We start from the raw sequence: 13927 nt of genomic DNA, 5'->3' as shown, positions 1-13927 counted from the left end.
AGTTCGCCTTCGGAGAAGAACATGTTGGTTGACCGGTTATCCACTGTCAGAATTTACTGTCTGTATTCACAGACCCTCCTTTTCGGTACAAGCAGGCCCCGAGAAAGCAATCATGGCGACTGACCTGAGCCCCTCCACCGACACCACGACAGAACAAGCTTCGAACCGTTTTGAGGTTTGGGCCGATCGCGTCCTAGGCGGCGGCGAGCTGAGCCGGGAAGAAGCACGTCAAATTCTCGAATCAAGTGATGAGGAAATCCTTAGCCTCGTCAACGCGGCTTCGCGTTTGCGTCGCAAGCACTTCGGCAAAACGGTTCAGCTCTACTTTTTGATGAACGCCAAAAGTGGCCTTTGCCCAGAAGACTGCCACTACTGTAGCCAGTCGAAGGTCTCTGACGCCGAGATTCCAAAGTACAACATCCTGAAACGCGACAAGCTGATGGATGCGGCCAAAATTGCGGCGGAGCAGGGCGCCAAGACGTACTGCCTCGTGATCTCCGCTCGTGGCCCAAATGAGCGCGAAATGAAAGCGGTCGAAGAAATCGTTCCAGAAATTAAAAAGCAATACGGCCTGGATATCTGCGCCTGCCTGGGACTGCTATCACGCGAACAAGCAGACCGCTTGAAAGCGTGTGGCGTCGACCGCGTGAACCACAACTTGAATACCGGGGAAGAGTACTACGGCAAAATCTGCACGACTCACACCTACGCCGATCGGGTCGATACGCTTCGTCATGTTCGTGACGCAGGCATGGAGATGTGCAGCGGCGGAATCATCGGAATGGGCGAACAGCTTGACGATATCGTCGCGATGGCGTTCGACCTGAAAGACCTCGGCGTTCAATCGATCCCGCTTAACTTCTTGAACTCGATCGACGGCACGCCACTCGAAGGCAAAGAAGATCTTTCGCCACAAGACTGCTTGCGAGCCTTGGCGATGTTCCGATTCGTCAACCCAAGCCGCGAACTGCGAATCGCCGGTGGACGTGAATTGCATCTCCGCTCGCTGCAACCGCTGGGACTGTATGTCGCTAACAGTGTCTTCGTCGGCGATTACCTGACCACCAAAGGCCAGGCCCCCGAAGAAGATTACCAAATGATTCGCGACCTCGGATTCGACGTCACCACATCAGTCGGTGAATAATCCACCATCGCCGTCAGCCCCTCGCTAATCGGTCGATTCAACCACTCGATGTCCGTCAAGCGACAGACAGGTTTACAGAGTGTCCAATTGGCCATGCGTGATTCACGCATGGCCCTCAGCTGCTTTAGGCGTGAATTAGGGAAACGAAGGAACCCTAGGCACGTAACCTAAACACATCGCTAACAGAATCATTGGATTGCCCTGTCACCGATCCCGATAATCATCTATCGGACACTGAAGTCAGCCCCAAAAACGATTGATTTTGGCCGCATAGAAGTGCTTATTCCGCGCGCATTAGGCGTCGCGGAAAGGGAGTGGTGACGCAATGAGGTTCTCTCACCTAATTGCATTGACCATACTGATGGCGATGCACATCCCGTCGACTCTTGCAGACGAGTCGACTTCCGATGAAAGTCTTTCCCCACCTTGCTTGACCGGCTGCGGACACAGCAAGAAAGATCACCAACCATGCCGACAATGCCAGCCCTTACCGGCTGGCGTTTTTTGTGAAGGGGGGCCCATTCGGTTCCGTTTGATGCAAGGCAGGTTGGAGATTGACCCAATGCGTTATCGCAAAGGCTCCGAGGAGCATCAGTGCGAACGCTTTCAGGAGACCATCTCCGTCTCCGCATCTTCCGGGATACCGGCCGTCTATTACAGCTTCCACGACAGCTACCAAGACATTCGCTTGACCGCTGAATATGGCGGTGCGTTACGAATCGAATCCACGATCCTTGCGACCGGTGAGCAAGGCGAACTTATTCAATTGCCAAATGGCTCGATTCAATTTCGCACGCGTCGATTGACTAGCACCCCAAGCGACTTGAACGAGTCTTGCCAAGGCACAACGCTGTTGCACATCGTTGGCCAGGACGAAGACGGATTCAACGTGCACTTGGAATCGTTGCTAAGCCGCTTGCTACAGGGCCGCAGCTTGATCGAGCTGACACGGGAAACGGAAACGTACTTGCGTGACAACACCCATCGATTGACAACCGTTTCGCGGGAACATGTCGATGAACTTGTGACGCAACTACGGTCCTCCAAGAGCTCGCATCGCCGCGCTGCGGTTCGCGAATTAACCAGCTTCGGCAGCAGCGCCGTACCGCTGCTGCGTGCCTCGCTTTCACGACACGACTTGGATACCGAACAGATTGCGCGCATCCAATTGATCTTGTCGAACCGTGCCCGCATTGATGAAGACACCTCTTCATCGCTCGCACAGTTGATGGCCGCAGACCGATCCTATTGGCAAATCCTTGCCAAACGCATGAACAAAAACCAGTGGTTAATTGCCAACGATCACGTCATGCGTTGCGGGCTCGAATCGCTCTCGCCGTAGCAGCTTGCTGACACAAAAAAACACGGCCCCGAAGCGATTGCCTCGAGGCCGTGTTTGCGTTTTCAACAAAGGCAAAACGATTACGCTTCGCTATCGTCGTCGCCTTCGGTTTCGTTTTCTTCCGCAGCGATATCGGTTGCGTCTGGCGAATCAACCTCGGCATCACCACCAGCCTCTGTGGCCGCAGCACTGGCGTCTACGATCGCGGCAGGCTCGCCTTCGGCCGAATCACCTTCTTCCGTGTCGTCTTCTGGCGGGATACGCACAGCAGCGATCAGCGAGTCGTCACCATCAACGTTCATGATGCGAACACCTTGCGTGTTACGCCCGATGACGTTGATGTCCTTCGCGGCAATTCGCTGGATCTTGCCTTTGCCGGTCATCAAGAAGATCTCGTCCTGATTGTCGACACGTGCGATCGCGATGACCTTGCCGTTCCGCTCGCTGGTCTTGATGTCACGCAAGCCTTTGCCGCCACGCTTCTGCGTCCGGTAACGGGCAGACGACGAACTACTGTCTGAGCCGCCTTCCGATCCACCATCTGCGTCCGAATCGGAGTCGGATCCGCCGTCTTCATCAACGGCGTTGGGACCGAATGGCGTTCGCTTGCCGTAGCCGTTCTCGCAAACGGTCAACAGCGTCGCTTCGGGCTCGGCGACCACCATACCGACGACTTTGTCATCACCGACCAGCGAGATGCCTTTGACGCCCGAGGTGTTTCGGCCCATCGGACGTGCATCGGTTTCGCGGAATCGAATCGCCATCCCGCCGGAGGTCACCAAGATGACTTCGTCGCCAGGCCCGATGACGGCTGCAGAAACCAATTCGTCGTCTTCACGCAGCTTGATCGCGATGATACCGCCACGCTTCGGTCGGCTGTATTGCTCCAGTGGCGTCTTCTTGACCAAGCCATCACGCGTGGCCATCACGACATAGTAACCTTCTTGGTTAAAGTCACGAACGGCCAAGCATGACGCAATCTTTTCGCCCTCTTCGAGCGCCAACAGGTTCACGATCGCGCGGCCCTTGGCATCACGCGGAAGCTGCGGCAGGTCATAGACCTTTTGCCAGCGGACTTTCCCGGTCGTGGTCAAGAACAGCAGGTACGCGTGGGTGCTGGCAACGAACAGGTGTTCGATCGGATCTTCACTGCCCGTCTTGGCGCCTTTGAGACCTTTGCCGCCGCGTTTTTGCGTGTTGTAAACGCTGGACGGAGTTCGTTTGATGTAACCTTCGTGACTGATCGAAACGACCATCGTCTCTTCGGTGATCAAGTCCTCAAGGTCGAAGTTGCCGAGCTCTTCGTTGCTGATCTGCGTTCGACGCGGCGAGCCGAAGCGTCGCTTCATCTCTTCGAGGTCATCTTTGATGATGCCATAAACACGAGCTTGGCTGCCCAAGATATCAAGGTAGTCGGCGATCTCTTCGAGCAACTGCTTGTGCTCGCCGGTCAGCTTTTCTTGCTCCAGGTTGACGAGCTGTCCCAAACGCATCTTCAGGATTTCGTCGGTCTGAACGCTGGTCAGTGCGTAGGTATCGGACTCGCCGCGTTCCATTTGGAACTGCTTGAATCCGTCATCACCAAGCGCCCGGTGCATCATCGACGCGGGGCATTCGATTCCCATCAAACGCTCTTTCGCTTCCGCTTGTGTGCGGCTGCTGCGAATCGTCTGGATGATTTCGTCGATGTTCGCCAGCGCCAGCAGCAACCCTTCGACGGTGTGCTTGCGGCGACGTGCCTTGGCCAACAAGAACTGAGTTCGTCGACGGATCACGGTCACGCGGTGCCGCAAGAATTCCATCAACATTTCTTTCAGCGTCAACTCTCGTGGCTTGCCATCGACAAGCGCCAAGAAGATCAACGAGAACGTGTCTTGCAGGGGCGAGAATTGATACAGCTGATTCAGGATGACATCGGGATCCTCGTTTCGCTTCAGCTCGATCACCAAGCGAACGGGTTCTTTCAAATCCGATTCGTCGCGGATTCCGGAGATGCCTTTGATGCGATCGCCGTTGACCAGTGAAGCGATTTTTTCGACGACGCGGTCACGGTACTGCTGGTACGGGATTTCGGAAACGATGATGCGATGTCGCGCACCTTTCATTTCCTCGATATGACACTTCGCGCGGACGACGACAGTGCTGCGGCCGGTTTTGTAACCGCGACGAATGCCAGCGCGACCGCAGATAATGCCGCCGGTTGGGAAGTCCGGACCGGGAACGATTTCACACAACTCGTCGATGCTGGTATCCGGTTCGTCGATCAGCTTGATCAACGCGTCACAGATCTCGGTCGGATTGTGCGGCGGAATGCTTGTCGCCATACCGACCGCGATACCGCCAGAACCGTTGATCAGCAGGTTGGGGAACTTGCTGGGCAGAACGGTGGGTTCGGTACGCGCTTCGTCATAGGTCGGAACGTAGTCGACCGTATCCAGCTTGAGATCGTCCAGCATCGCCGCGGAGGTGGCGGACAAGCGGGCTTCGGTGTACCGCATCGCCGCCGGAGGCAGACCGGCGATCGAACCGAAGTTCCCCTGCTTGTCGATCAGCAGCGACCGCATGTTCCATTCCTGGGCCATCCGGACCAGGGTTGGATAGATGACCGATTCACCGTGAGGGTGATAGTTACCCGAGGTGTCACCGGAGATCTTTGCGCATTTGACACGCTTGCTGCCGGGGCCCAAGTTCAGGTCGTTCATCGCGACGAGGATCCGTCGCTGACTGGGCTTCAAACCGTCCCGGACATCGGGCAACGCACGGCTGACGATGACGCTCATCGCGTACGTCAAATAGCTTTCACGCAGTTCGTCCTCGATCGGCAAATCGATCAGGCGAAGGGCACCTTCACCCCCAGCGTGCGGGTCATCACTGCCGTCGTTTTCAGGCTGTGGGGGGCCGCCGGAGCCGTTCTCATCTTCCTGCGAGTTTTCGTCGTTTTCGTCTGCCACTTGGTGTCCTAGCGGAAGGGTGAAAAGCCGCTAAAAACCCGTGTTTTCCGGGCTCAGCGAGAATCCGCTAAGATACCAAATCTGGCCGTTATTCACAACGACGGGGGCATTCGGCTGCTGCCGTCTGCCCCGCTGTCAATCACAGCTTCGCTGCGAGCTTTCCAGGTCCGGATTGGGCCTGGACATTCGCAGCGTTTAGAACACCAACTGGGCATCCTGAAGACGGCGTTTAGTTTCCGCCATCAACGCGTCTTCGTCGGCTTCGGTCGCAGCCACATAGGTGACGCTGAAACGCAAGAACGAACCGGCGTCGTCCCATGGCACCGTGACGATCCCGAGTTGTTCGATCAAGAATCGCGTCGCGTCTTCGGCCTTGGCAAACGTTTCACCGTTCGCGCCCTTCGGCGATGGCGAGTACAGGAAGTACGTCCCGCCAGGCATCTCACACTGGAAGCCACATTCCTTCAGCACAGCGACCAGCTTTTCCATCCGGCGACGGTACTTGGCATTGATCCGCTGTGGAATCGAATCGTCGTCCAAGGCCGCTGCGGCTGCCTTTTGCGTGGCGATGAATTGACCGCTGTCACTGTTGTCTTTGACGTCCGCGAAAGCCGATACGATCCGTTCGTGACCGGCGACGAAACCCATTCGCCATCCGATCATGTCATAGCCTTTGCTCATCGAGTGAACTTCGACACCAACATCCATCGCGCCAGGGGTTTCCAGGAAACTGCGTGGCTTGCCGTCGAAGGTCAACAGGATGTGCGCCGCGTCATGCACGACGACAAACTGCTTTTCCTTTGCCAAGGCAACCACCTTTTCAAAGAACTCTGGCGGTGCCAGACGGCCGGTGGGCGAGTTCGGGTAGTTCAACACCATCAACTTGGTGCGACGATAGATGTCGTCCGGGATGCTATCCAGATCTGGCAGAAAGTTATTTTCGGCCAGCAACGGCAGGCGGAAAACGTCGCCGCCGTAGTATCGCGTGTGGGTGCCAGCGACGGGGTATCCCGGCACCGTCATCATCGTCACGTCGCCCGGATTGATGAACACGGCCGGCAACATCGCATAGGCAGGCTTGCTGCCGATGCAGTGATTGATTTGCGTCGCGGGGTCCAAGGTCACGTCGAAATGACGCTTCATAAAGCGAGCGGCTGCTTGCCTGTACTCGATCACGCCATTGTCGGCGTAGCCGCGATTTTCTGGCTTGTTGACTTCGGCAGCCATCGTCTGACGCACCGATTCGTCTGCCATCGCGTCGTTTTCGCCAATCCCAAAGTCCAGCAACTGGCGATCGGGATAGGTTTCCAACGCTTTGCGTTTGGCCCGTTTGATCTTTTCAAACTTGTAAATTTCGGTGCTTTTGCCGTACTGCGATCCGCCGATGCGTTCGGCGAACAGTTCTTGGAAATAAGGATCGGCAGTTTGTTGTTCGGTAGCAGTCGACATGGCAAAAAACGGAGTTTGGCAACAAATTAAGGTGTTCCGGCAGCGAAGATCATAAACCGCAACGGAAGGGCTGACGAGTGCCAAGTGACACCAACCCGAGATGCAGACCGCACGAAGAATTCAGAAGTTCACCGGAAGGGCAAAAGATTCGCCAAGCTTTTCCACAGTCCGCTGAACGGAACTTGCGGGCGGACGAGCGAGGACCAGCGACCAATCGCTGCTACGACAGCGCTCGAAACGCGATCGCACCGGCGATCTGTTCGGTTGGCCCGAGATAGTCCCCCAGACGGAACTCAACGCCCGGATGCCGCTGCCTGGCGTCGTCGACCAACTGGCCAATCGAATCGTACAGCCGGCCTTGAAAGAGCAGGTGTGGCTGGACGATGACCCGTTTGATTTTCGGATCACTGGCGACTTGATCGAGAATCCCTGGCAAGCGGGGCTCGGCCATCGCGTAAAACCCGACCGCCCGATTCGCATACCCGGCATGAAAGGCAACGATCTCTGACAAGACACGCATGTCCGCCGTCGCGCAAACGTCATAGCTGCCGCGTCCGACCATCACCAGCGCGGTTGAATCATCTGGCGACGAATCACCGGCAACCGATTCGATCCGCTGGCGCAGAACATCAATCACCTGGGGACAGCGTGAAAGTGGGCCACACTGCTGGTGGGCAACACCCGGTGTCTTCGCCGCGCATCGATCAACGATCTCTGGAATATCGTTTCGCGCGTGACCGGCGGCAAACAACAGAAGCGGCGCGATGCAGATTGCTTTCGCGCCTCGCTGGACCAACCGTTCCCAGCCTTCTTCAATCGTCGGATGCTGGAACTCCAACAAGCAGCCTTCGAGATCGACCGGGGCGATGCGTTGGCGCAGGATTTCGACGAGCTCGAAAAACTGCGTCGTGCCGTTGGGATCGCGAGTCCCATGCCCAACTAGCAAGATTGCGTCGGGCTGGAACGGACGAATATTATCCAGACGACGTTTATCCATTTGTCTGCTCAAAGAATCCAACGTCGTCAACAACGGATCGCTAGCGAAGAGTGCTTATTGAACGACGGTCGAACCGCCAAAGCCAGCTTTGCCGAGTTGCGCGATCGCCTGATCGACAACGAAGCCGTCTTTGTATTTGACGACGACTTGCGGCGTGTCGATGACGCCTTCTTCCTTTTGCGGGACCAGCTCAACACTGACAACATCTTCGCGGCTTTCCAATGTCTTTTTGACGTTTGGATAGCACGCGAACGGGCAGTGCATGTCTGGCACGTTCAGCGTCAATGACGTCGCGGTCACTTCGGCACCTTCGACATCCGATTCCGGCGCGACCGACGATGCGACAGCCGACTCGGGAGCATCTGGCTGCTCGGGTGCATTCACGATGAAGAACATGATGGCGGCGGCAGCAAGCAGGGCAGCAACATAAGCCATTGCACGCATGGTTTGATCCTTGGTTCGGTATTGATTGCAGGTGGGAACGGAAAGGCGGGCGGCCCAATCATTACCCGTTTCGGTCGATCGGGCACTAGCTGACTTTCGTCTTGACGCGGGAAGGCGAATTATCGCAGTTTCCTTGCGGCTCGGCAGCGATTGCCGAGATCTTGAATCAAAAATCAGCGTTCACGGTTATTTTTGTGGATTCACGCTCAAAGACCAGTCTAAAAGGCCAAATTGCAGCCTCCCTTGCGACCATTTGGCCTTTCAATGCCAATCCATTGTTCGGCAAAACGGCACGAAAACTGGGCCGGAAAGGCTGCACCGAGAACAATCGCCCCGCCAGAGTGTGGACGGTGTGCTGCATCGTCACAAACATCCTGTTGGCTGCACTTGCGAGCTGCCTAGGGTTGGCTCCCCAGCCAGCTGCGGCAATCGATCCCTATCAAATGGTATCACCCGCGTATGAATCAGCAGCCGGATCGGGGGGACTTTTTTCCGGAGTCCGTCAGATCGGCGAGTCATTGCTTGGTGGGCCTAGCTATCAAATCGCGGCGGTTCCCCCACAGCTCAACGCGCCAGCGACGATCGCTTCACCCGTTGTCGGATCCCCGATCGTCCAAGGCGGCCCGGTCTACAACACCTTCGGTGGTTTCGATCCGATGTTTCCGCGACTGCGAAGCCAGATCGACACGCGGCTGTATCTTCGTGGCGAATACCTGCTTTGGGACGTCTCTGGGATGGACTCACCCGTCTTGGTCACAACCAGCCCGACGGGAACGGCGCAGTCCGACGCCGGCGTGCTCGGCAACGGCTCGACGAGCGTTCTGTTCGGCGGCGGCGAATTGAACGGCGGCACAACGGGTGGATTCTTGTTTGGTGGCGGGTTGTGGATCACTCCCCAGCAAAGCGCGTCGATCGAAGCAGAGTTCTTTCAATTGTCCGAGGAGAACGATCGCTATCGCGGATCCAGCGGTGGTGACGTGATCTTGGGTCGTCCGTACTTTGACATCACCAACGGGAATGAAGACGCGTTATTGATTTCTTATCCGAATCTCGTTGGTGGTGACGTCCGCGTGGATTCGTCATCCAAGCTTCGCTCGTATTTAATCAATGCTCGGATTGCGTTGTGCAGCCACGGTGCAGGGTGTACGCAATGCGGCGAACGCGATCATACGGACTGGATCATCGGCTATCGCAACTTGCGTTTGAGCGACAGTTTACAAATCACCGATAGCGAAAACTCATTGGCCAGCGTGCCATCGGCATCGTACACCCGGTCGGATTCTTTCCGTACTAAGAACCAGTTTCAAGGTTTGCAACTCGGCTTCATCCACCGCATTTTGCTGCACCGCGCGTGGCTAGAATCCACCATGCGGGTAGCACTTGGCAACAATGAACAAACGCTCGACATCTCCGGCAGCACGACTCGCACGCAATCGGGCGCAACCGATCAGTTTGCCGGCGGACTGTATGCGGTGCGGTCGAACAGTGGTTCGTTTCAACGTGACGAATTCATGATGATGCCCGAACTAGGGCTGCGATTTGGGTATCGCCTAACGGATCGGTTGCACGCCAGCATCGGCTATTCGGTGCTTTATCTTCCCAACGTGGTGCGTGCCTCGGAACAGATTGATCGAGATTTGAATCCAGGTTTGATCCCGGTGGAAGCGAATCCGCTGACAGGTGCGCTCAGGCCGCAGGTTCTTTGGGTACAATCAGATTACCTTGCTCACGGCGTACACTTTGGGGCGGAACTGCACTTTTAAGCACTGGCCCCATTGGTTTTGGGCATTGGCCCCCTTGGTCGAAATCCCTGTGCCCGTTCCAATCGTGACCAGAAAACCGATTCGATCCCCGACGCAATAGAAACGTATCCATGACAGTGAGCGATCAACTGCCAACTATCGGATGGCGTGAATGGTTGTCTCTTCCTGAACTCGGGATCAAATTTGTCAAAGCCAAAATAGACACTGGTGCACGCTCATCATCCCTTCACGCATTTGACGTTGAAACCTTCGACAACGATGGCGTCCAATACGTCCGTTTCAAAGTCAACCCCGTCCAACGCAATGACGACTGGACGATTCAATGCAGTGCGCCGGTAGTCGACATGCGATCCATCCGGTCATCCAGCGGACAAGCGGCGATACGACCGGTGATCAAGACCCCGATCACCTTGCTTGGTCAGCGGATCGAGATCGAATTGACGTTGGCCGACCGAAATCAAATGGGATTCCGGATGTTGCTCGGCCGCGAAGCCTTTCGTCGACGCTTTTTGATCGACCCAGGCCAATCGTATTTGGGTGGCGTACCAAAGAAAAAAAAACGTAAATCGTAAATCTACAAAATGAAACTCGGCATCCTTTCCTGCAGTCCCAATTGCTACAGCACACGACGCCTTCGAGAAGCCGGCGAGCAACGCGGACACAAGATCAAGATTCTCAACACGCTGAAGTTCGCGATCGACCTTGATCGCGGCGCACCGGATCTTTATTTCCGCCGCAAACACCTCAGCGAATATGACGCGATTCTTCCGCGAATTGGCGCATCGATTACCTATTACGGGACCGCCGTCGTCCGGCAGTTCGAACAGATGAACGTGTTCTCGACGAACTCGTCATCGGGAATCGTCAACTCGCGTGACAAGCTTCGTAGCCTTCAAATCCTCAGCCGCCACCAAATCGGTATCCCACGCACCACGTTCGTCCGTGATAAACGCGACGTGTTGCCAGCGATCGAACGCGTCGGCGGGGCTCCCGTGATCATCAAGTTGCTTGAAGGCACACAAGGCATCGGCGTCCTGCTTGCCGAGACGATCAAGTCCGCCGAAGCAATCGTCGAGCTACTGCAAAGTCAAAACCAGAACGTGCTGATTCAAAAGTTCGTCGCCGAGAGTAAAGGCCGCGACATCCGCGCGTTCGTCGTTGGCGACCAAGTCGTCGCGGCAATGCGACGCGTCGCACAAGGACAAGAGTTCCGCAGCAACGTCCACCGTGGCGGCAAAACCGAGACGGTCGAGTTGTCGGACGAACAACGTGATACCGCGCTGCGTGCCGCCCAAATCATGGGACTGCGTGTCGCCGGCGTTGACATGCTCGAAGGCCATGAAGGTCCGCAGATTATGGAGATCAACTCCTCACCGGGACTCGAAGGCATCGAACGCTGTACGCAGTTGGATGTCGCCGGCGCGATCATCGATCACATCGCCGCGCACGTCGATTTCCCAGACTCGACCTGCGTCAGCGTTTAACCGTCAGCCGCGGCTGGGGAGTGACCGAGATCAATATTCCCGAAGGCGCCGACTTGGTTGGGAAAACGATCGGCAGTTCCGGCCTGCTCGATAAAAACATCAATATCTTGACGCTTTATCGTGACGCGACGGTTGTCCCGAACCCACGAATCGATCGCACCCTTGAAGCCGGTGATCGTCTGCTATGTTTTGGCAAACTCGAAACGCTTCGGCATCTGGTTCCCAAAACGGTACGTCGCCAACGTCGACCGCCCATTCAAGAACTCCCCGAACTTCCCGTCGCCAACATCGTCCACGATCACGTTCACGAGTCCTCTAAGTCGGCCGACTAGAGTTCTGGAGAATCCCCGCCGTTGAGTAAGAAGAAAGCACCGCCAATTGATGTCTGGCAAGGACAACGAATTGAACCCGGCCAACGCTTAGACCTGAAATTTAAAGTCGGCGAACGCCGGACCGGTGCAGCCGTACGGATTCCAATGCATGTCCGTCGCGGTCTAAAAGAAGGGCCGACCGTCTTCGTGACAGGCGCCCTTCATGGCGACGAGATCAATGGCACAGGTGCGATCCAGCAACTCTTGATCGACCCGACATTCGAAATCGATCGTGGCACACTGGTACTGGTACCGGTGTTGAACATGCTTGGATTCGAACGCCACGAACGGTATCTCCCCGATCGACGCGACCTGAACCGATCGTTCCCGGGAACACCGACAGGTTCGTTGGCCAGCCGCATGGCGTACCGAGTATTTGATGAACTCGTTTCGCGATGCGACTTCGGTATCGACCTTCACACCGCCTCGGTACGGCGGACAAATTATCCCAACGTCCGCGGCGACCTGACCAATCCCGGTGTAAAACGATTGGCGATGGCTTTTGGCTGTGAAGTAATCATGGATGGCATCGGTCCCGCCGGTGCACTTCGTAGCGAAGCAACTGCGAGCGGTTGCCCCACCGTCGTCATGGAAGGCGGCGAGGTCTCCAAAGTCGAACCCGGAATCGTCGAATCGGCCGTCCGCGGAATTTACAATGTGCTCCGCGAACTCGACATGCTGCCTGGCGAAATCGAGCGTCCGCGATACCAAGTGATCGTCGAGCAAAGCAAATGGTTGCGGGCGAACAAAGGCGGCTTCATGCAATTCCATATCCTGCCAGGAGAACTGGTCGAACGCGAACAACCGGTCGCAACGATCTATGACCTGTTCGGACACGTGCAAACCACGATCGCCAGTCCCTTCGATGCGGTGGTGATCGGCATGAATACACTGCCCGCGGTCAGCCCCGGCGAACCGATTTGTCACCTCGGGCAGCTTCCCGATGACACCAGCGCATCCAAATTGCGCAAAAGTCGTCTTCAAGAAGACGGCTTGGAAGAAAAATTAGTCGACCAACTGTCATCAAATATCGCTGTCGTCGCCCCTGAAGACAACGATTCGTAACGGTTGCAACGGCATCACCGCCGCACAACCGGCCCAACCGCCACAAGCACACCCGAATTGATTTCGTCTGTAAAAAAAGCGAAATCAAAAGGCAAGCTCGCTTTGCCCCCTTCGATGACACCCAGTGGATCGGGGGCGATTGCGCAAACCTTGCTAACAAGGTCATCTTCTCCGATTGGTTGTGAATTCAAACCACGTGCGGAGAATTTGTGTGGACGGGTTCGACGAGATTATCAACGAGTTTTTGGTTGAGAGCTACGAAAGCCTGGACCGGTTGGATGACGATCTGCTTGCGCTCGAAGATGCGCCAGACGATCGCGATCGCTTGGCCAGTATCTTTCGCACCGTCCATACGATCAAAGGGACGTCCGGATTCCTCGCGTTGCCGACGCTCGAGCGAGTCGCGCACGTTGGAGAGAATCTCCTCGTCCCACTCCGTGATGGCGAATTCCGCCTCACCAGCGACACCGCAAGCGTGCTGCTGGAGATGGTCGACGCGATCCGTGAAATCCTCGGCATGCTCGAGTCCGGCCAGGGCGAAGGCGACAACGATTACGCCGCACTTGTCGAACGCTTGCAAGCTGCGCTTTCGACTAGCAAAGGCGTTACCCCCGAAGACGCTGCCGCGGCGGTCGCTGACGATCAAGCAACCGAAGAGTCCGTGGCGGAAGCTGTTGAAGCGATCGAAGCGGTCATCGCCGACGTCATTCCCGCTGAAACCGGTGCCGCAGAGACGCAAGCGACCGAGAATCCTACTGCAGAGCCTGAACCCGTTGCGGAGGTAACGGAGCAGCCTTCGCCCGCGGTCGCTCCCACGCCGGCGCCAGCCGCCGAAGCTCCGGCAGAACCAAGCTCCGTACCAGCGGCCGCTGAATCCGCTGCCCCGGTGCCCGCTTCCCCACACACCCAAACACACC

General features: G+C 56.4%; 12 protein-coding genes. 8 read left to right on the top strand and 4 right to left on the bottom strand.

Annotation, left to right across the window (positions count from 1 at the left end; translation table 11 throughout):
* The first annotated feature begins 112 nt into the window (after window positions 1-112).
* Together bioB and CGZ80_RS02475 are read left to right on the top strand one after the other, a co-directional pair.
* Window positions 113-1144 carry a biotin synthase BioB gene (bioB, locus tag CGZ80_RS02480; RefSeq protein ID WP_094411194.1) on the top strand — a complete coding sequence of 344 codons (1032 nt, stop codon included), beginning with the start codon at window positions 113-115 and terminating at the stop codon, window positions 1142-1144.
* A gap of 562 nt (window positions 1145-1706) precedes the next feature.
* Window positions 1707-2486: a hypothetical protein gene (locus CGZ80_RS02475; RefSeq protein ID WP_143543705.1), complete on the top strand. Its 780-nt coding sequence runs from the start codon at window positions 1707-1709 to the stop codon at window positions 2484-2486.
* Window positions 2487-2566: 80 nt separating this feature from the next.
* Here the strand turns inward: CGZ80_RS02475 and gyrA are convergent, their stop codons facing one another.
* The 4 genes from gyrA to CGZ80_RS02455 form a co-directional block, all read right to left on the bottom strand.
* A complete protein-coding gene (gene gyrA / locus CGZ80_RS02470; protein WP_233148202.1) occupies window positions 2567-5266 on the bottom strand; it encodes a DNA gyrase subunit A in 2700 nt (899 codons plus the stop codon).
* Between the two features lie 366 nt (window positions 5267-5632).
* Complete coding sequence (locus CGZ80_RS02465) at window positions 5633-6886, bottom strand: LL-diaminopimelate aminotransferase (protein ID WP_094411191.1); 1254 nt, start codon at window positions 6884-6886, stop codon at window positions 5633-5635.
* A 220-nt stretch (window positions 6887-7106) separates the two neighbouring features.
* Window positions 7107-7883: a sirohydrochlorin chelatase gene (locus tag CGZ80_RS02460; protein WP_233148177.1), complete on the bottom strand. Its 777-nt coding sequence runs from the start codon at window positions 7881-7883 to the stop codon at window positions 7107-7109.
* 54 nt (window positions 7884-7937) lie between these two features.
* A complete protein-coding gene (locus tag CGZ80_RS02455) occupies window positions 7938-8327 on the bottom strand; it encodes a heavy-metal-associated domain-containing protein (RefSeq protein WP_094411190.1) in 390 nt (129 codons plus the stop codon).
* A 350-nt stretch (window positions 8328-8677) separates the two neighbouring features.
* Between CGZ80_RS02455 and CGZ80_RS02450 the strand changes: the two genes are divergently transcribed.
* The 6 genes from CGZ80_RS02450 to CGZ80_RS28195 all read left to right on the top strand — a co-directional run.
* Window positions 8678-10090 (top strand): BBP7 family outer membrane beta-barrel protein, encoded by a 1413-nt coding sequence (locus CGZ80_RS02450; protein WP_143543704.1) that lies wholly within the window; start codon window positions 8678-8680, stop codon window positions 10088-10090.
* A 110-nt stretch (window positions 10091-10200) separates the two neighbouring features.
* Window positions 10201-10662: an ATP-dependent zinc protease gene (locus CGZ80_RS02445; protein ID WP_094411188.1), complete on the top strand. Its 462-nt coding sequence runs from the start codon at window positions 10201-10203 to the stop codon at window positions 10660-10662.
* A gap of 9 nt (window positions 10663-10671) precedes the next feature.
* The gene (locus tag CGZ80_RS02440) at window positions 10672-11574 is read left to right on the top strand and encodes a RimK family alpha-L-glutamate ligase (RefSeq protein WP_198953613.1); all 903 of its coding nucleotides are present in this window, start codon (window positions 10672-10674) and stop codon (window positions 11572-11574) included.
* A gap of 20 nt (window positions 11575-11594) precedes the next feature.
* Window positions 11595-11906: a TrkA C-terminal domain-containing protein gene (locus tag CGZ80_RS29195; RefSeq protein WP_198953612.1), complete on the top strand. Its 312-nt coding sequence runs from the start codon at window positions 11595-11597 to the stop codon at window positions 11904-11906.
* A gap of 21 nt (window positions 11907-11927) precedes the next feature.
* Window positions 11928-13010: a succinylglutamate desuccinylase/aspartoacylase family protein gene (locus CGZ80_RS02435; protein WP_233148176.1), complete on the top strand. Its 1083-nt coding sequence runs from the start codon at window positions 11928-11930 to the stop codon at window positions 13008-13010.
* A 211-nt stretch (window positions 13011-13221) separates the two neighbouring features.
* Window positions 13222-13927: Hpt domain-containing protein (locus CGZ80_RS28195; RefSeq protein WP_198953611.1), on the top strand; the 706-nt coding region annotated here is incomplete at its 3' end.

It is taken from the genome of Rhodopirellula sp. MGV, assembly GCF_002251265.1.
GTDB classification, from domain to species: domain Bacteria; phylum Planctomycetota; class Planctomycetia; order Pirellulales; family Pirellulaceae; genus Stieleria; species Stieleria baltica_A.
This window is presented reverse-complemented; position numbering and strand designations above follow the sequence as displayed.